Annotated in this window: 16 protein-coding genes; 1 reads left to right on the top strand and 15 read right to left on the bottom strand. The window is 36.9% G+C overall.

The window, feature by feature from the left end; translation table 11 throughout:
* Positions 1-10: 10 nt before the first annotated feature.
* The 15 genes from WMO42_RS08825 to WMO42_RS08755 form a co-directional block, all read right to left on the bottom strand.
* Positions 11-2,194 (bottom strand): hypothetical protein, encoded by a 2,184-nt coding sequence (locus tag WMO42_RS08825; protein WP_055176805.1) that lies wholly within the window; start codon positions 2,192-2,194, stop codon positions 11-13.
* 22 nt (positions 2,195-2,216) lie between these two features.
* Positions 2,217-3,593, bottom strand: a complete 1,377-nt coding sequence (locus WMO42_RS08820) for a hypothetical protein (protein ID WP_207643413.1) — start codon at positions 3,591-3,593, stop codon at positions 2,217-2,219.
* A gap of 42 nt (positions 3,594-3,635) precedes the next feature.
* The gene (locus WMO42_RS08815) at positions 3,636-4,079 is read right to left on the bottom strand and encodes a hypothetical protein (protein WP_349172219.1); all 444 of its coding nucleotides are present in this window, start codon (positions 4,077-4,079) and stop codon (positions 3,636-3,638) included.
* 256 nt (positions 4,080-4,335) lie between these two features.
* Complete coding sequence (locus WMO42_RS08810; protein WP_349172221.1) at positions 4,336-4,797, bottom strand: hypothetical protein; 462 nt, start codon at positions 4,795-4,797, stop codon at positions 4,336-4,338.
* 27 nt (positions 4,798-4,824) lie between these two features.
* Complete coding sequence (locus tag WMO42_RS08805; protein WP_349172222.1) at positions 4,825-5,970, bottom strand: M56 family metallopeptidase; 1,146 nt, start codon at positions 5,968-5,970, stop codon at positions 4,825-4,827.
* A gap of 69 nt (positions 5,971-6,039) precedes the next feature.
* Positions 6,040-6,393 (bottom strand): BlaI/MecI/CopY family transcriptional regulator, encoded by a 354-nt coding sequence (locus WMO42_RS08800; RefSeq protein ID WP_349172224.1) that lies wholly within the window; start codon positions 6,391-6,393, stop codon positions 6,040-6,042.
* Positions 6,394-6,570: 177 nt separating this feature from the next.
* Positions 6,571-9,789 (bottom strand): isoleucine--tRNA ligase, encoded by a 3,219-nt coding sequence (gene ileS / locus WMO42_RS08795; RefSeq protein ID WP_349192065.1) that lies wholly within the window; start codon positions 9,787-9,789, stop codon positions 6,571-6,573.
* Between the two features lie 473 nt (positions 9,790-10,262).
* On the bottom strand, positions 10,263-11,618 hold the full coding sequence (locus WMO42_RS08790) for a diguanylate cyclase (RefSeq protein WP_349192063.1): 1,356 nt from the start codon (positions 11,616-11,618) through the stop codon (positions 10,263-10,265).
* 253 nt (positions 11,619-11,871) lie between these two features.
* Positions 11,872-12,771 (bottom strand): HAMP domain-containing sensor histidine kinase, encoded by a 900-nt coding sequence (locus tag WMO42_RS08785; protein WP_349192061.1) that lies wholly within the window; start codon positions 12,769-12,771, stop codon positions 11,872-11,874.
* 3 nt (positions 12,772-12,774) lie between these two features.
* Positions 12,775-13,710 (bottom strand): ABC transporter permease, encoded by a 936-nt coding sequence (locus tag WMO42_RS08780; protein WP_349192170.1) that lies wholly within the window; start codon positions 13,708-13,710, stop codon positions 12,775-12,777.
* 1 nt (position 13,711) lies between these two features.
* Complete coding sequence (locus WMO42_RS08775; RefSeq protein WP_055176780.1) at positions 13,712-14,629, bottom strand: ABC transporter ATP-binding protein; 918 nt, start codon at positions 14,627-14,629, stop codon at positions 13,712-13,714.
* Positions 14,630-14,713: 84 nt separating this feature from the next.
* Positions 14,714-15,502 (bottom strand): response regulator transcription factor, encoded by a 789-nt coding sequence (locus tag WMO42_RS08770; protein WP_349192057.1) that lies wholly within the window; start codon positions 15,500-15,502, stop codon positions 14,714-14,716.
* 317 nt (positions 15,503-15,819) lie between these two features.
* Complete coding sequence (locus tag WMO42_RS08765) at positions 15,820-18,114, bottom strand: molybdopterin cofactor-binding domain-containing protein (protein WP_349192055.1); 2,295 nt, start codon at positions 18,112-18,114, stop codon at positions 15,820-15,822.
* On the bottom strand, positions 18,114-18,617 hold the full coding sequence (locus WMO42_RS08760; protein WP_055176768.1) for a 2Fe-2S iron-sulfur cluster-binding protein: 504 nt from the start codon (positions 18,615-18,617) through the stop codon (positions 18,114-18,116). Before WMO42_RS08760 ends, WMO42_RS08765 begins: the two co-directional genes overlap by 1 nt.
* An 88-nt stretch (positions 18,618-18,705) precedes the next feature.
* Positions 18,706-19,497, bottom strand: coding sequence for an FAD binding domain-containing protein (locus tag WMO42_RS08755; RefSeq protein WP_055176765.1), 792 nt, complete (start codon positions 19,495-19,497; stop codon positions 18,706-18,708).
* 240 nt (positions 19,498-19,737) lie between these two features.
* On the opposite strand from WMO42_RS08755, the gene WMO42_RS08750 reads away from it, so the two are divergent.
* Complete coding sequence (locus WMO42_RS08750) at positions 19,738-20,805, top strand: ABC transporter substrate-binding protein (protein WP_055176762.1); 1,068 nt, start codon at positions 19,738-19,740, stop codon at positions 20,803-20,805.
* The last annotated feature ends 3 nt before the right edge of the window (positions 20,806-20,808 follow it).

The raw sequence follows: 20,808 nt of genomic DNA, 5'->3' as shown, positions 1-20,808 counted from the left end.
TTTTAAAATATTATTTTATATTTTTACGGTATGTTGCACAGGCTATCACAAGCATTATTACAAATACTACAATAAGCAGAATTATGCTTTTTACGTTATAGCCATATGTATTAAACAGTCTGTTAATATCCATACCAACAACTATTGATAACTTTTGCGCCCAGTTTACACCTAATATATATATAACGTGTGGTATTAACATAACAAATGAAACCATTAACGATACTTTATAGCTAAATCTATAAGATATAATATAAGCTGTAAATGCAACAACAAGCATCCATATAAGCCTGTATACACTACACCAGATAATATATGCCAGAATACTTATATTAACTGGAAAATCCTTAAACATCTGTAAACACCATATACTTTGTGTAAGCTGGTTATATACATAACGGTCAGATATATTATGTACATTAATTATAGTTGATATCAGCCACAATAATGTGGTTATTATGAAGACCTTTAACATTTTATTATTCCATAACCTTACTCTTCCTTTAGATGAACGTATATGGGCTGTCATTTTATTCTGCCTTTCAAAAGCATAGTCCCCTGCAAATAATAATATAACTATAATAATACTTATAAAATTCACGCTCTCATTACTAGAATACATTCTTTCTCCAAGTATATCATTATAATTGGCTGGATTAACTATAACTGCTGATGCTGACCTGTTATCATTAATTTCATTGACATAATCAACTGCCGTCTGCATTACATCTATGTTACGCTGCTCTTTTAACAACTCCTCCTTTTTATATAACATTGCAGCTTCATCCTGCTTTGCTTCTTCTAACTCATCTCTTAAATCTGTTATATAGGCTTCCACATCTTCATCTGGCGCACGTCCATCAAATTCCTTATAGAATTTATTAACCATATAATTGGTATTAGTGTAATCCACTCCTCGTTGAATTTTAAATGTCATAAGCACATACACCAATACAATTATAAATAGAATTCCCTTCTGTATTACAAGCGTCTTATATATTTCCATTAAAAGAAGCGACATTTTATACATCAGTTTTTGTATCAATATATGTATTTTATCAAGCATAATATCAATAATATTCTTCTTTCTGATAGTATGCTTTGATGAATACACAACTATATTTCCAACAAGACTTATAAGGAATATAACCGCGGTCATAACAAATGTAGTAGTACTTATATCTGCTATAAAACCATTGGTTCCCCAGTTCTCATACACAAGATAAGATGTTCCAGAAAACAATATATTTATTATGTTTATGTACTTCAAAGCATTAAACTGGCTATTATACTGAATTTTATTATATAGCAGATATTCACACAAAAATATTACTATAACCAATGTAACAGCAACTTTATAATTACTTATAAGATTAATTACAAAATATATGAATAACCCTATAGTAAACATTGCCAGTGCATATACCAGACAATATAGAACAAAGAACTGGTTAATGCTTATAGCATATGGAAACATATTAAACAACTTGGAATTCTGTATATATGCACCGCCAGAAATTCCATATACACGAGCATATATAGCATACAATATTCCGTTGTACAGAAATGAAAGTACAATATTATATATAATTATAATTCCACATCTTACTATCGGAAGTAATACGCGCCCACGCCTGCTTGTTCTTACAAGTACTAATACACCATTATCTGTTTCTTCTGTAAAATAGATAATAATAACTGTGAATATAATTATATACAAAAGAGGCATCGTTCTGTTGGTTACCAGCTTTTCAACAGCCGTTGTATTAACCATTTCTACATCAACAGATGGACGATTTTCCTTATCCTTAATCTGTTTATTCGCATTAAGTATATAAAAACTATTGTCATTACCAAAAAGTGTACTCTGCAATATTCTGTTATAATTCTTTGACTGGTTATCTGCATTATAGCTTTCGATATATTTTTCTTTTTCCTTAATCAGTCCAGCAGCTTCCTCTATATATTCGCTGTCTTCTTCCTTATATTGTTCATACGTTTTAGTAAGTTTTTCTGCTGTAAATGCTACGTTATCATTTTTAATATTATTATAATCTGCGATAATCTCCTTGTAATACTTATACACTTTACTATCCTGATTATAATTAATCTGATAAAGGCTTATACATATCATTGCTATAAACAGACACACTATGCAAAGCAAACTTTTTCTTACAATTCTTACAAGTTCCATACGCCTTCACCTCACCCATAACTTATTCAGGTGTAATCTGCTCCAAAGTTATAGCACCGCTGCCAATCTGAGATTTATCCAAAATGGCTGAAATACTGACAACTGGACTTCCCTTTTTATTTTTTCTAGCCTCTTCTATAAGTTCTGCCCTAAGAGCCGTTTTTTCTTCAGATAACTCCAGACCTTTTATATCATACTTGCTGAATACAATAAGCAGACATCTGTCATCTCCTCCATAAAATTCACCTGGAATATTTCCACCGGCTGTATCATCTGTTCCATTCAATGTTACAGTATCTTTTACATTACCATCAGTATCTAATATGTATATATTATTGTCGTATTTTTTTAATTTTTCTTCAATGCTCTTTTCAGCAAGTGCTTCTCCATTGACATTTTTATAAATATATAAATACTTACCATCATAATTTTTCAAACTCACATACCTGTAATCTTTTTCGTGCTGCATTTCCTGCGAATATATATCTTTGATATCCCCTGTACTTATATTAAGCTTTCTTACTATATATTTATTATCACCTACGCATGCAAAATATATATTTCCATCACTATCAAAACGCGACTGTCTACACCATTCTGTATATATTATGGTCGATGCTATTTCTGGATACTTCTCATTCATATTACACTGAATAACAACTTTATCTGTTGACACATCAATCTGCTCTGTATAATATCTATACTCATCAGCTGATATTCCACTCAGCCAGTTAACATATAGCTTATCTTCTATTGGATATAATGAAATCACTTCGTGATAATAATACCCACTCGCATACTGTTTTACAATATAAGCCTGCCCATCTGTATCTATAGGCACTGCACACAGATATATCTGATTATCTCCGGATATTTCATAATATAATTTACCATTAGTTAAACAGGCACTGTTATCATTTTTATTAACTGACAGCCCATTTATTGATAGCGTCTTCTCTTCTTTCTTATCTCTCATTGTCTTATCATAGGAAACAAGTATATCTTTTTCTGTAGTCCTCTCAATCATATATAATCTTTGGTTATGATACCATATCTTATTTCCCAGACAGGCATCCTTAGACATATATGCCTCACACTCTTCTGTCCTATGGTCACAGTCCATCTTTGAACATAATGGTATGGTCATATCTTTCACCATATCATAATAATATATATACGAATTCCTATTATTATTAACAGGCGCACCGGCTATATAATAATATCCGGTCTCTGATGCCGCCGCATTATCCGACATATAATACTGTGGTGCATTGTCATCATATACATATGAGGAATACTTATAATCCTCAGATGATGTCTGACTGTTCGTCTTTCCAGAACACGCTGTCATAACTAATGCTGTTGTAACTGTCATCATAATTAATAATATCTTTTTCATAGCCGATACGCCCCTTTCCATAATCCACTCTTAACTATTTAATTACTCTAACCAGTAATCAAAATCTCCCCATTCATCAACGTAAAATTTAAATGTGGCATATCCATCATAATTACCCTCACCAAATGCTGCGTGAGCTGTATAATGGAATACATATGTAGCTGTTGATGTCTGATATCCATAGTCATCTTCATAATCCATATTATCTATTGTTACATTATCACTTGTCTTGCTCCAACTTTGTGGAATGATATTTATAACCCAACCATAAGCACCTTCATCATATGCATATTCAACATAAGCTGTTATAGAAATATCCACATTATGCGAATCGTCAAGTACATAATTGGAAGTAGCTGTTACCGTTACTGCACCTCCCTGTGATGCCTGTGCTTTCTGTGGATTAATAAATACTACAACAGCAATAAATGCTATGATAGCCGCTGTTGCCATTTTACCTATTTTCTTTATTCTCATAAAATTCATAATATTTTCTCCTTTCGGCAAATATCTTTAGTTACTCGGTTACTAACTAAATATTATCTATACCTCTTCCTTTCTTAATTAAATTTAACTCTTTGTTGCACTAATACTAAATATTAAGAACTGAGCTCTTGGTTCTTTATAATTAATGCACAAAGTATTTATACTGTTAATCTAACTCATTAGACCTATTCTGTCAATTAATTTTACTTTTATTTATTACATATTAGCTACCACAATGTTCATTCCCATTATGTTATTAATCATAATATCTATCTATTATTTCATAGTCTACACTTGTTTCACCATAACAATCTGCATACGCTTTTATCGCATATTTGATTTTTACCCCAGCAGGATTAATTATTGTGCAATACCTTACTCCATATTCGTGGTATATCTCCACATCATCTATGGAAGCTGAGTAACCATCATAGCATTCCACATCTAAATATATCCAATCTATCTGTACCCAATATCCATCAGCGTATTCATATTCAATAGTAACTGAAACATCTGCTACTAATTCAATATTATCTATATCCATAAGTGTTAAATACATAACTGTTTTATCTGAATACTCCCTCATCATCTGCATATCATCTTCTAAATATGAACTTGTACACAAAATATTCTCAGCTTTTACTTTATCGACCGATACTATGCTTATTAATATCACTAATAAAATAGCTATAATTGATTTTCTCTTTATATTTTTCATAACAATTATATTCCATCCCTCACTAATCTATTTATCTGTATTATCAATACCATCTTCACTATGGTTTATTATACATTTAACGAAATCTCCATTCTCATCTAACACCTCTTGATATGACTGAACAAATTGTCCTCCTGTTCCTGGTGTCTTGTTGCTTATTCTTCTCTGACCCGGCTTTAATTTCTCTTCTTCTATTAATTCTACCTGTTCACTCTCTTCTTCCTGTCCTATTTCCCCACTATCACCTATACTTTGGTTAACCTCATCATTACCGGCTTCTACATACTGCACCGTAGGCTTTATGAATAATGCAGCCATAACAACCGTCAATATCAGTAATGATACTGCCACCTTGCTGGTACTGGCACTTTGAGGCTTCATTATATTACCTATTCTATTAATCGTAATTCTGTAATCATTATTAAATCCCAGCACCCTTACTTTTGTCACATTGCCTTTATAAGCACTATTTAACAATATATTGGCATATTTCTTACTCCAGTCCTCATCGTCCCTATGTCTGTTACAGCAGTCATAATCACAGCTTAACTCTATATATTCTGCATAATACTTATAAAACATCCATACCAGCGGATTGTACCAATATATAACCGCTGCTATGCCTGTTATTATCTTGATAATATGATGTCTGTGGCGTATGTGCGTATACTCGTGCTCATAAAGATATGGTACGTCTTCATCATTGACTGCATATGATATATAAACCTTAGGTCTGACAACACCATATACCAATCCAGAAGATATATAATCACTTCTGTATACTTTCACTCTTTTACCGCCAGCTAGTATCTCCTGTGGAATACTTGTAGATAATCCGTTCCTGAATTTCATATCAGCTAACATATTATGTAGAAATATCACAACAATTCCAAGCAGCCATATGACCGCTAATATTTCATACATATTTATTGTTATTCCCGTCACACTATCTGTGTAACTCACTTCTGACAATATGTCTGTTGATACTATTTTTATATTGAATCTGATTGACAGTGGTATCAGAATTCTGACCCACACTAAAGACATTAACAGCAGCTTAAGCTTCGCTGACTTTATACGCATTAAACCACATATAAACAGGCATATTAGCATAGCTGCCATTACTCTGATATTATTCTCCAAAATGTCTGTATATAACTTTAACCCCATCATATGTATACCCCCACTCACTGATGTATACGGATTGCCCTAAGCCTTCCACTTTACACAATCCCCATTGTGTTATTTATCTAACCCAAATTGTCTTACTATCTCCTGTCTTTCCTCGTCCGTTATCCCCCTTGCACGAACGAAAGCCGCCACAAATTCTGGCAGTGAACCATCAAATCTTGAATCTACAGCATTCACACTCTCCATAGCTTGCGCTTCATCTTTCTTGACTATAGATGTGACTATTGCATTCTCAGACTTTATTATTCCCCGCTGGCACAACCTTTTTATAACTGTATATGTGGTTGACTTCTTCCAGTCAAGCTTTTCCCTGCATAATCTCACCAGCTCTGTGCTCTTAACCGGTTCATTCTCCCACAATATTTTACAGAAGTTATACTCACTTTCATATATTACTGGCTGCATATTAATCTGCACCTCTCTTATCCGATATTTATAATCTTAATCTAAACCACTAAACCTTATTTGTCAACATATATTTCTGCAAATGCCTATATATTCTGTTTAAAAACTGTAAATACTAAAAAACGAGGAGAAAATTCGCACAACTGCAATTTTCTCCTCGTATATTAAGGTTCTATATTAGTTCTTCTCAACTGCAAGTACAACCTTCTCACCATTGATATCCCAATCCTTAGTGAAGCCTGCTGTCTTACCTGTTTCTATAGAATCAGCAAGAACAACGCTCTTGATCTGTTCTTCATTCTTCTTCATAAGGTCTGCTAACTTGTCATTACCATCTACATATACAGTAATCTTGTCCATAACCTCAAATCCAGCATCCTTACGCATAGTCTGAATCTTGCTTACGATTTCTCTTACGAAGCCTTCCTCGATAAGCTCTGGTGTAAGGTTAGTATCCATAACAACTGTGATACCCTTGTCAGAACTTGCTACAAAGCCTTCCTTCTGAGTCATCTCAATAAGAACATCATCCTTTTCAAGAACGATATCTTCACCATCAGCATTGATTGTAAATGAACCCTTAGTATTAAGCTCATCCATAGTTGCATTGCCATCAAGTGTTGAAAGCGCAGTTCTTATAGCATTAAGATGCTTGCCATACTTTGGTCCAAGTGTCTTTAACTGTGGCTTGAATGAGTATGAAGTAAATGCTCTTACATCATCTGTATACTCAACTTCCTTAACATTAAGCTCATCTGCTATGATAGCTGTAAAGTATTCGTTTAACTTCCAGTCAGCCTTGATGTACAGCTTGCCGATTGGCTGTCTGTTCTTGATATTAGTTGAGTTACGGCATGCTCTTCCGATAACAACAGCATTTAATACATCTTCCATGTTATCTTCAAGTTCCTTGTCAATCCATTCTTCCTTGACTTCTGGGAAGTCGCAGAGGTGGATACTGATAGGAGCTGTCTTGTCTATACTGCATACAAGGTTTCTGTAAATGCTTTCTGTCATAAAAGGAATCATAGGTGCTGCTGTCTTGCAAAGTGTTACAAGTGTTGTGTAAAGAGTCATATAAGCATTAATCTTATCCTGCTCCATACCCTTTGCCCAGAATCTTTCACGGCATCTTCTTACATACCAGTTAGAAAGCTCATCTACAAATTCCTCAAGTGCTCTTGCTGTCTCTGTAATCTTGTAGTTAGCGAGATTGTTATCAACAGTCTTAACAAGAGTATTAAGCTTTGAAAGAATCCATTTATCCATAACTGGAAGCTTATCATACTCAAGTGTATACTTAGTAGCATCGAAGTCATCAATGTTAGCATAAAGTACAAAGAACGCATATGTGTTCCAGATAGTTCCCATAAACTTTCTCTGACCTTCTGTAACAGCCTTGTCATGGAATCTGTTAGGAAGCCATGGTGCTGAATTCTCGTAGAAATACCAGCGGATGGCATCTGCACCGTGCTTCTTTAATGCATCAAATGGATCAACTGCGTTACCCTTTGACTTACTCATCTTCTGTCCATCTGCATCCTGAACGTGACCAAGTACGATAACATTTTCATAAGGTGCTTTATTGAAAAGAAGTGTTGATATGGCAAGAAGTGAGTAGAACCAGCCTCTTGTCTGGTCAACGGCTTCTGAAATGAACTTAGCAGGGAACTGCTGTTCAAACACTTCCTTATTCTCAAATGGATAGTGGTGCTGTGCAAATGGCATTGAACCTGAGTCAAACCAGCAGTCGATAACCTCTGGAACTCTCTTCATCTTACCCTTACATTTAGGACAAGTACAAGTAACTGCATCAATATATGGTCTGTGAAGCTCTATATCATCTGGGCAGTTATCAGCATGCTCCTTTAACTCTGCCTTGCTTCCGATAGATAACATTTCTCCACAATCATCACATACCCAGATATTAAGAGGAGTACCCCAGTATCTGTTACGTGAAATTCCCCAGTCCTGAACATTTTCAAGCCATGCACCAAAACGTCCAGTTCCGATTGTTTCTGGTATCCAGTTGATTGTCTTATTATTAGCTATTAAGTTAGCCTTAACTTCTGGGTCACTCATCTTAATAAACCATGATTCTCTTGCATAGTAGATAAGTGGTGTATCACATCTCCAGCAGAATGGATAATCATGCTCGAACTTAGGAGCATCAAATAACTTGCCCTCTTTATCAAGGTCTTTAAGTACTTCTGGGTCTGCCTTCTTAACGAAAAGTCCTGCATATGGTGTTTCCTTTGTAAGTTCACCCTTTCCGTCAACAAACTGTACGAATGGAAGGTCATACTTACGTCCAACCTTAGCATCATCTTCACCAAATGCTGGTGCAATATGAACGATACCAGTACCATCTGACATAGTTACATAATCATCACATGTAACAAAATGTCCCTTCTTGTGCTGCTTAGCTGCAACATCTGCTGCACACTGATATAATGGCTCATATTCTTTATATTCAAGGTCTTTACCCTTGTAAGTTTCTAATACTTCGTAGTCAACGCCAGCGCCGCTTCCAGCTTCCTTACCTTCTTCGATAACATTTCCGCCTACTGTCTGACCTGCCTTAACTGCGAGTCCACCAAGTACCTTATCAAGAAGTGCTTCTGCCATATAGTAAGTATAGCCGTCTGCTGCCTTAACTTTAACGTATGTTTCTTCTGGGTTCACGCAGAGTGCCACGTTAGATGGAAGTGTCCAAGGTGTTGTTGTCCATGCAAGGAAATATGCATCTTCGCCTACACACTTAAAACGTACTACTGCTGAACGCTCTTTAACAGCCTTATAGCCCTGTGCTACTTCGTGTGATGAAAGTGGTGTTCCACAACGTGGGCAGTAAGGAACAATCTTAAAGCCCTTGTATAAAAGACCCTTATCCCATATCTGCTTTAAAGCCCACCATTCAGACTCGATGAAGTTATCATCATATGTGATATATGGGTTATCCATATCAGCCCAGAAACCAACTGTAGATGAGAAATCCTCCCACATACCCTTGTATTTCCATACGCTTTCCTTACATTTCTTAATGAATGGCTCAAGACCATACTCTTCAATCTGTTCCTTGCCGTCAAGACCTAATTCCTTCTCAAGCTCAAGCTCAACTGGAAGTCCGTGTGTATCCCATCCGGCCTTACGTGGAACCATATAACCCTTCATTGTTCTATATCTTGGAATCATATCCTTTATAACTCTTGTAAGAACATGTCCGATATGTGGCTTACCATTAGCTGTAGGAGGTCCATCATAAAATGTATATGTCTCCCCCTTCTTGCGGTTATCAATACTCTTCTGGAATATATCATTATCCTTCCAGAACTTTTCGACCTGTTTTTCTCTGTCTACGAAATTCATATCTGATGAAACTTTCTCGTATACCATTGTGTTACTCCTTTCAAATCATTTACTTAATCGTAACGATGTCAGCTTGCTTTATTGGTGCTGTAACAAATGTCGTTACATATGCAAAAAAGCCCCTGCCGTAATACGACAGGGGCTGAATCAACTTAACCTATATCAATTACGACATACCATCATATGCGTCCCTTGTAACGGTAGGATTACCGTCCTTACTTACTTTTCGTAATATAATACTATCCTTAATGTTACCAATAATATCATACTACAAAGTTCTGCAAGGATGCTTGGAAGTGATATTCAACTATGCTCTACTCACACCGGCTTCCACCATCCCGGCTCGCTATCGCTTTCTTTCATAATCTACTGTCTTCGTCATCGCAGATAATGTGATTGTATATAATTGATCTTAAAATGTCAATAATTAAGCTGTATTATTTATTATAATTTATCACAAAATTTCCTGTTATTGTGTTACATGTATTGCTTTAGCCCTGCTATGCCCGTCCTTTTCTGCGTTCAACACCTTTTTCTTTATAATATTGTGCTTTATCAGCATACATCAGCTCCTCAGACTCACGTAATATTTCGCCAAAGCCTGTTATTACGTTCTCCCTCCAGATAACACCGGCTGCCATATTCACAGAACGCTCTTTCATTAGTTCTTTTAACTCTGTTATACGCTTTATTAATGTATTCTCATCTATCTGTGTACAGATTACAAGGAACTCATCTCCACCTATACGGAACACCTTATCTTCTCCAAACACATCCGTAAGACATCCACAGGCGTTAAGAATAAGTCTGTCGCCTGCATCATGTCCCATTGTATCGTTCACATATTTCAGTCCTGTAACATCACAGTAAACAACACCTATGCTCTGTTTTTCATCTATACTCTCTACACATGCACTCATTGCAAAACGGTTTCCTATATTGGTCAGTGCGTCCTTATAGCTCATATCCTCAAGCTTTCTCATCATATTCCTGCGCTTTATACACGATATAATAAAAGCACTCATAATCTCAAGTATACTTAAGGCATATTTAAGTGTAAGCAGTGGCGGATTGCCTATTCCCATAAATGCAACAACATTTCCTTCGTTATATATAGGAATTGCAATTATTGAATGAACACCTTGTCTTTTTAAATTATCATATTGCAGGGGATCACTATCCTTTATTTCTTCAATATCCTGAATTACGATGTTTCCGCCTTTTTCAAAACACTTATACCAGTTAGCACATACCTCTGGCGGCAGATTCTGAAGATTATCCTTCTTCGGACTTATTCCCTCTGCCGTCCACTCATATGTATTATCATCTCTTCCATATATATTCTTTTCAAATATATAGGTTCTTTCTCCACTAAGTGCTTTACCTATATACCCAAGAAGTGTGCTTATCGTTTCATCAGGTGTATCTGCTGCAAGTGCCACTCTTAAGCCCTCATTGACAAGAGCCTCAGTTTCTCTATACTTCTGGATAAGCTTATCCTGTGCAAGCTCCTCACTTATATCTATGCCTATTTCCAGCCTGTACTTTCTGTTTCCTTCCCCCTCTATCAGTGTATCCTTTATTATCATATATTTATCTAATACAGGATTATAATAACGCCATTCCTCAAAGGCTCCTGGTAAAAGTCTGCTGTTATTGCACATACCACATTTAACAGAAGCTTTTTGTAATACCTCATAACACTTCCGGCCTTTTATATCCTCTATTGATTCTAAGCCATACGCTTTCAATGCTTTATGATTCATATATACAATCTCATTGGTTTCTATATCTGTTGCATATACATATTCATTCAGATTTATAAAAAAATCCCCTATTTCTTTTATATTTTTCATACGCATGTCTCCCTTTATTATTGAATCTGTAATATTCCCCATTCATTAAACGAATCAGCATATTCTATATATAATTTCTCCGTAACAGCCCCTGTTTCTTTTACATTTATATCACTTTGTTATTTTTTTATCAATGCGTAGTATAATATTTTTATTATTTTTTCATGCATATTATACCACAATATTTGCACAGCTTTTCAGCGCACATACAAAGTTCCGTAAGGAACTTTTAAGATGAGCACTATTGTGTTCGTTATACCACAAGCGGAACTTTTATCTCAATAATAAAATCATTTCCCTGCATTCTTGCACTTATATCTCCATTCATACGCTCCACAAGCTCTTTTGCAATAGATAAACCCAGTCCGGTTGAGGCTCTGCCTCTTGCAACATCCGCTTTATAAAAACGCTCAAACACATGGCTTAAGTCAATATTTTCAGGATGTTCTGTATAATTGCTGATTTTAAGCAAGGCGTGATTATCCTTTCTGGTAAGCTCGATACTTATGTTCTTTTCCCCATGATCAATACCATTTTTTATGACATTCTGTATAACTCTTCTTAAGCCCTGCTTATTACCTAATATATACAGCATTTCCTCAGTAATACTAATATCCGGGCAGATGCCCTGCTTCTTCCATTCATCATAATAAGAAAATACCGCTTCTTTTAATATTCTGTTCATACAACAGTCTGTAAGCTCCAGCTTATATGAATCATTTTTCAGCTTGGTAAATGTAAAAAGCTCCTCCAGCATTTCATTGAGGCTGTTAAGCCTTTCTCTGATTATATCAAGATATCTCCTCTGGTCATCTATATTGTCACATTCCTCTATAAGCTGGAAATACCCATCCAGCGATGTAAGCGGTGTCCTTATATCGTGTGAAAGATTAGTATATGTGTCTGCTATCAGCTCTTCTTTTTTTCTGTACTCGTTTCTTTCTTTTTTACGCAGGTCAAGCAGTTCATTCAATTTATCTGAAAGCTCACCTATTCCTCCCATATCTATTTCACGTTGAATCAGCTTGTTACTATCATGTTCCATAAGAAACGACAACTGGCGGCAGATGTCCTTAATCTGCCGCTGGTATTTCCACATAATAAATGCCTGTATAATAATTATTACTGCTAATATTCCAATAATAATCCTCATTCTCTAAATATCCCTTTTCTGAAAAATATAACTGCTTAATGACAGCATTATAACAATAAATGTGGCTGCCACACACATTGAACTAATAACATCGTCCCTGCCTGCATTCATAGGAAGCATTGCCATCCTTCCAGTTACTGTATACTTATATATATTGAAGTTATGAAGTCCCACTCTATTGCCCACATAATCTATAAGGGCATACACAATGCTCATTATATTCATGGTAAGACATACTGATAAGGTCATGCTTATGACATTATTCTTAATTATAACTGCTATCGCCATACATATTAACACAAACGCATAATGAAGCATAAGTTCTGTTAAGAAATAAGGTATAATCTCTTTCCAGTTACCCCACACCACACATTTAAACGCAAGCATATTCGCTGCTGCCTGGAATACAAATATCCCTGCAAATGTAATTGCTGTAAATAAAGCAAGCGCAACTGCCCTTGAAACAATAAGCATCCCCCTTTGTGAAACCTGTCCACCAATATTCTTAATATAACCGCTCTTAATATCTGCTGTTGCAAACATAACCGCAAATATTACAAGAAAAAGTGCATAAAACTTTCCCTGTGCATTAGAAAAGAAAACATCCATTACCGTAACCTTCTTCCCTGGCTCCGTAGGTAATTCCACACTCATACCAATATTGACATTATCTGTATTCTGCTGCGAAAGCTGTTCCTTGTTGCTGTTATCTGCCTGTTGTTCCTCTATGTCTTGTGCATTTACCACATCAGCTGCCTGCATATCAGTATCAGTATCTGCCTGACTTTCTACTGCCTGCTGTTTCTCCCATTCCTTATTAGCTGCATCATAATCTATTTTTGAAAGAAATGAGGTAATCAGTGCTGATGCCAGCAATATAATCCATATTACATACATACTCTTTGTACGAAACATTCTGTATACATCCATCTTTATCATATTAAGCACGATTGTCACCCCCTGTAAGCCTTAAGAAATAATTCTCAAGCTCTTCACTTGTAATAGATATTCCCTTAACTGGAATCCCCGCCTTTGCAAGCTCCATATTCAGGCTGGCACTTTCTCCCAGTCTTTCAAATATATGAATATGTTCTTTATCTATAACCTGATAGCTGCTAAAGCCCATATCATCAAGCACAGGAACAGCCTGCTTAGGATTATCAAGCGTAAGCTCTATGCGCTCACTGCATTTTTTCATAAGTTCTTCTCTTGTAAGCTCCTGCACAAGGCATCCATTATGAATAATGCCATAATCTGTAGCAATCTTTGATAATTCCTCCAGAATATGACTTGAAATACATATTGTCATGCCACGCTCCTTTGCAAGCTTCTGGATGGTTTCACGCACCTCCACAATTCCCTGTGGATCAAGTCCGTTAATCGGCTCATCAAGAATAAGCAGGTCAGGCTCACCTACAAGTGCAAGAGCAATTCCTAAGCGCTGCTTCATTCCAAGCGAATAATGCTTTGTTTTCTTTTCTCCAACAGTATCAAGACCCACTGTTTTTAACAGTTCTTCTATATATCCTTTTTTCTTAATCCCTGTAAGCTTGCATTTAATGTTCAGATTGTCATATGCCGACATATTGCCATAAAGTCCGGGAGCTTCTATAAGACACCCTACTCTTGAACGTACCTTTTGTAAGTCCTTTCCCTTATAACCAAACATTTCTATTTCGCCATAAGACGGTGTTGACAGTCCGCTAATCATCTTAAGACAGGTCGTTTTACCGGCTCCATTTCTTCCAATAAAGCCATATATCGCACCCTTTTTAATGTGCATATTTACATCATCAACCGCCCTGTGTCTGCCATACTGCTTAGTCAGATTCCTTGTCTGCAATAATAATTCACTCAAAGCTTTTTCCTCCTTTTCTTAACTGCTCTTATCATAAAAAATAAATCCTAATCAATCGCAAATAAATAGTAAAAAAAGAGTAAATTATTCATGCAGGCGATATCCAATCCCCCAGATTGTTTCTATATATTCATCAGATGTAACGGTCTTTATTTTCTTCCTGATATTGCTTATATGCACATCCAGTGTCTTTGTTTCACCCATATATGGCTCATCCCACGCATATTCGAATATATCCTCCTTGCTAAACACCTGCTTCGGGTTTTTAAGCAATAATTCCAGTATTGCGAATTCCTGTTTTGTAATCTTAGGAAGCACCCTGCCACCGATACTTACCTCAAATGTAGAGCGTGTAAGCACCATATCCCTGAACTCAAGCCTTCCGCTGCCTTGTCCTTCCTGTATACCAGCCTTTGTTTTTACTTCTGTTTCTGCCTCTGCTTCACCTTTTGTTTCCACCTCTGCTTCACCTTTTGTTTCCACCTCTGCTGCACCTTTTGTTTCCACCTCTATATGACGAAGCTGCACCTGAATACGTGCCAGTACCTCTCTAATTTCAAAGGGCTTTGTTATATAATCGTCTGCTCCGTCTGTCAGCACTCCGATTTTATCATCTATACTATCCTTTGCAGTCAGCACAATCACCGGAAGCCTTCCATGTTTTCTTATTTCTTTTAAAACCTCTTCACCACTTGCACCAGGCAGCATTAAGTCAAGCAGTACAAGCGTATAAGCCTTTTCTTTTATATTAAGAAGCAGCTTTGCCTCTGTTCCTGAAAATGCCTGTTCACACGTATAACCTGCTTTCCTAAGTACCTCACAAAGAAGGTTATTAATATTTATATCATCCTCTACAATTAATATATTAGGCATAACTTTTACTCCTGTATTTTATAATGTAAAATAGTCATCTATTTTATGAGAAATGGCATTAAATAAAACAGTTTTATTAATCCGTGCTTTCCTGCCCCTTATCTCTCATTTTGTCCTTTTCTTCAAAACTATTTTTGCTCATTTTGTCCGTTTCTTCAAGATTATTTTTGTTTATTTTGACCGTTTCTTCAAAACAATTTTCGAACAATTTGTCCGTTTCTTCAAGATTTTACTTTATTTATAAACAAAAAAACAGCACGACTATTCCCTTTATCCAGAAATAAATCGTGCCATCTTATCTTATCTGTATTATAATCCTAATTATTCTCTTCTCTCGCCATCGCAATCTGCTCCGGTGTTATAGGCAGCTCATAGAACCTCTTTCCTGCTGCGTGGCTTAGTGCATCTGTCACAGCCGGAAGTGGTGTATTTATTACAACCTCTCCTATTGACTTAGCACCAAATGGTCCAGCATCCTCGAAGCTACTTTCAAACTCAACATTAATATGTCCAATATCCATCCTTGATGGTATCTTATATTGCAGGAATGAGTTCTCATAAAGCTTTCCCTTATCAGAATATGTGATATTTTCAGACATTGCCATACCAATTCCCTGAAGTATTCCGCCTTCTGCCTGTACTCTTGCAAGATTAGGATTAACCGGTGTTCCACAGTCAACGCATGCATCATATTCTACAACCCTGCTTTCGCCTGTAACAAGGTCAACTTCAACCTCAGCTGCACCTACCATAAATGGTGGTGGTGAAATAGGTGATGTATGTGTATTAGTAACAGAAAGTGCCATATCATTGCCGCACATTGAAGCTGTTGCTATATCACAAAGACTTACTGATGCACCCTTGTGCTCTCCAGCCTCACATCTTACACAGCTTCCATCAAATGTAACGTCACTCTTATCACAGCCTATAAGCTTAGCTCCAAACTTTTCAATTCTGCTTCTTAACTCTAAGGCACAGTTCTCAACTGCCTTTCCAGTAACATATGTTGTACTTGATGCATATGAGCCTGAATCATAAGGTGATATATCAGTATCAGCACCGAATACACTTATGTCATCAGTACTGCACTCAAGAACCTCTGCAGCAATCTGTGCAAGTATTGTATCACAGCCAGTTCCCATATCAGCAGCACCGATATTCATTGTATACACACCCTCATCATTGAGCTTAAGTGTGGCACTTCCCACATCCACACCTGATATACCAGAGCCCTGCATAGCCATACCCATTCCGACAAAACGTGCTTTAGTGTCAGAAATCTTTCTCATAGGATACTTCTCATCCCATTTAATCATCTCTTTAACCTTTGCTAAGCATCTATCAAGTGCACAGCTTGTGTTTACCTGACCATAGTAAGCAGGCATTACATCGCCCTCCTTAACTATGTTTTTAAATCTTATTTCAAAAGGATCCATATGAAGCTTATCAGCAAGCTCATTTACAGCAGATTCAACGGCAAAAAGTCCCTGTGTGGCACCATAGCCTCTGTATGCCCCTGCTGACATAACATTCGTGTATACAACATCACTTACAAAGCGGAATGCCTCTGCTTTTCCATATAACGGTATTGACTTATGTCCAGAAAGACCTACTGTCGTTGGTCCATGCTCCCCATAAGCTCCTGTGTTAGACAAGGTATATAAATCAATTCCTTTTACGATCCCCTCCTTAGTTGCACCAAGCCTTACATGCATCTGCATCTCGTGTCTTGGAGATGAAGCTGACAATGATTCTTCCCTTGAGAATATAATCATAGCTGGCTTCTTAGTCTTCCATGTAACAAATGCCGGATATATTTCTGAAACTGAGGTCTGCTTTGCGCCAAAACCACCACCTATTCTAGGCTTTGTAACACGTATCTTTGATGGAGATATTCCAAGTGCGTGTGATATGATTCTTCTGCAATGAAATACTATCTGTGTAGAGCTTACAACATGAAGTCTTCCATAAGTATCGATTGTACAGAATGTCCTGAATGTCTCCATCATACTCTGCTGGCATGCCTTTGTATGATATGTCCTGTCAATTACAATATCACAGCTCTCAAGCACCTTATCTATATCACCATTACTGCACTCATCATGTGCGCATAGGTTTCTTTTATTATCAGCTCCGACAGGACACAATGCTTCCCAGTTATCCTCCGGATGGACAAGTATCTCATTGTCCTTTGCCTTTGTAAAGTCAAGCACTGGCTCAAGTACCTCATACTCTGCCTTAATAAGCTTCATTGCCTTATCAACACAGCGCTCATCCACTCCCGCAACAATCGCAACCGGATCACCTATGAATCTTACATGTTTATCAAGAAGAAGCCTGTCATAAGGACTTGGCTCAGGATACGTCTGACCAGCACAGGTGAAACGCTTCATATTCTGGTCAACATCCTTATATGTATATATTGCCTCTATTCCAGGTACCTTCATTGCAATATCTGTATTAATGCTCTTAACATATGCGTTGGCATATGGTGAACGCAGAAGCTTTACAACAAGACAATCCTTTGGTGCAATATCATCTGTATATACCGGTTTTCCAAGAAGCAGCTCCATTGCATCCTTTTTTCTTACTGCTTTATTAACTGACTTCATTACTTCACCTCCTCTGCTATATTTTCTTTATTTTCCATACTGGCTTCCTTAGCCTTTTTTACCCTGAGGTAATCCAGAATTCCTCTTAACTGGCCTTCATACCCTGAACATCTGCACAGATTTCCAGAAAGGAATTCCTTTATCTCATCTTCATCAGGATAAGGATTCTCCCTAAAGAGTGCAATAGCATTCATAACAAAGCCCGGATTACAGAAGCCACACTGCTCTGCCCCCTGGTCAGCTATAAATGTAACGAATTCTGCGGCCTCCTCCTGTAAACCTTCAAGCGTTGTAACGCTGCATTTATCTGCTCTTACAGCAAGAACCGAACATGAAAGCACTGGTTTATCGTTAAGAAATACCGTACACAGTCCGCAGTTAGAAGTCTCACAGCCACATTTTACACTATAACAGCCATGCTCCCTCACGAAATCATAAAGAGTCATATCGCAGGCAACATCTGCCTTGACTGACTTTCCATTTAACTTAATATCTACTAACATATATTCTCCAATCCATACACTAATAAATCGATATATAAACAAATCTATATAAATAATACCTCAGCTATTAATAATCAATAACTAATTATTAATTATTTACAGCCCTTAATGCTCTCTTGGTAAGCTCTTCTGCCAGATGGCTTCTGTATTCAGCACTTCCACGCATATTACTCTCTGTAGAAACATTTTCCCTTACATATCTGGCGAAGCTCTCTATAGTCTCATCATTTACTACGCCCTTAAGAATACCTTCCTTATCTTCTACAACAACAGCTCTTCCCGGTCTTGCACCTATGCACATATTATATTCACCCGAACCGCTAAAGCCCACGCCAGCACAGGTAAGAACCGGAAGGTCTGTTTCTGTTATTCTTACTGCCTCATAAAACATCTTGACTGGCTTTTTCTTAACTATAATGCTTACAATAATATCCCTGTCATAGCTTTTTGCCGCATACTCCTTTAGGGAAACTATTCCACCCTTATATAATTCAACGTATGAATCAAGTCCAATTAATAATGTAAGAACATCAGAAAATCCATATCTTCCATATATGCTTCCACCAACTGTTGCAAGATTTCTAAACTGCACGCCAACTATATGCCTTAGTGCTTCCTTAGCGCAGCCATTCGTATACTCATTAAACCCCTTATGGTTTTCCAACTGTCTTAGTGATGTCATACATCCAATCTTAAATTCTTCTTCTGTCTCTTCAATCTTATCAAGTCCCAGTCCTGACATGTCAATCGCGGTATTGATTCTGTTATCACCCATACGCATCCACATCATGCCGCCGACAATTCTGTTAGCCTTCTTCTGGTTAAGCTCGTAAGCCTCTTCAATACTTTCTACTTTCCTATAATTCTGTATATTAAGCATAAAAACTCCTCATTTTGATCATACTTATGCCAGAAATAAAAGTCCTGCTGTGCAGCTTTAAACAACCTTTAACCTTTTTCCTGACCGTTTCTTAATTACATCATAATATAACTATACTGACTTGTAAAAGCCTTGTCAATCTGATAAAATTCATTCGCGCACTTCTTTTAACTGTTGCTGTCAGATATATTCTGGCCAACATAAAAAATGTGTAAAAATAAAGTAGAAATGAGGATAAATATGAAGAATTTTAAAAGATTAACTGCTTTAGTCCTTGCAGTGCTCATGCTTATATCAACTGTAGCATGTGGCAGTTCTGCTGCAAACGACAGTACTACACAGGCTGCTTCAACATCAGCCTTTGATGTCATGTCACAATTCAACGAGGTAAGCACAAGCTACCCTCTTACTGTTACCGACCAGGCAGGACGAACAGTAACTTTTGAAAAAGCACCTGAAAAGATTGCTTCATCTTACTATATCTCTACAAGTCTTCTCCTTGCACTTGGATTAAAGGATAAGCTTGTGGGAATCGAAGCTAAGGCTAATACACGAAACATCTATAAGCTTGCAGCTCCATCCATTGTAAGTCTCCCTAATATGGGAACAGCTAAGGAATTCAACACAGAAGCCTGTGTTGCAGCAGCACCTGATGTTGTATTCCTTCCTATGAAGTTAAAAAAAGCTGCAGATACACTTGAAGGTCTTGGTATCAAGGCTGTTGTTGTTAATCCTGAGGATGCAACGCTCCTTAAGGAATGTATAACACTTGTTGGTAAAATAACTAACACAATCGGACGCTCTGATGCACTTAACAATTCTATCGATACATTTTTAGCTGATAATAAAGCCAAGCTTGCAGGTGAGAGCACTCCTTTAGTATATCTTGCGGGCAACAGCTCTGTTCTTTCAACAGCCGGAAGCAAGATGTATCAGAACACATTACTTAGCAATGCAGGCGGAAAGAATGCAGCCTCTGAGCTTACAGATACTTACTGGGCAAATATTTCATATGAACAGCTTCTTGCCTGGAACCCTGATTACATTATAATAGCTGCCGATGCAACTTACTCAGTAGATGACGTTATAAATGATGCTAATCTTGCAGACTGCAATGCTGTTAAGAATAAAAAGGTTGTAAAACTTCCTGGTGATATAGAAGCATGGGATTCACCTGTACCAGCAAGCTTCTTAGGAAGCATATATATTGCCTCTGTTCTTCACCCAGAAAAGGTTACTAATGATTTCTATGAAGAATGTGTAACTAAATTCTATGAAAGCTTTTATGGATTCACACCTGCTAAATAAGGA

The sequence above is a fragment of the Lachnospira sp. CLA-JM-H23 genome, from assembly GCF_040096425.1.
In the GTDB taxonomy this organism is placed as follows: Bacteria; Bacillota; Clostridia; order Lachnospirales; family Lachnospiraceae; genus Lachnospira; species Lachnospira rogosae.
This window is presented reverse-complemented; position numbering and strand designations above follow the sequence as displayed.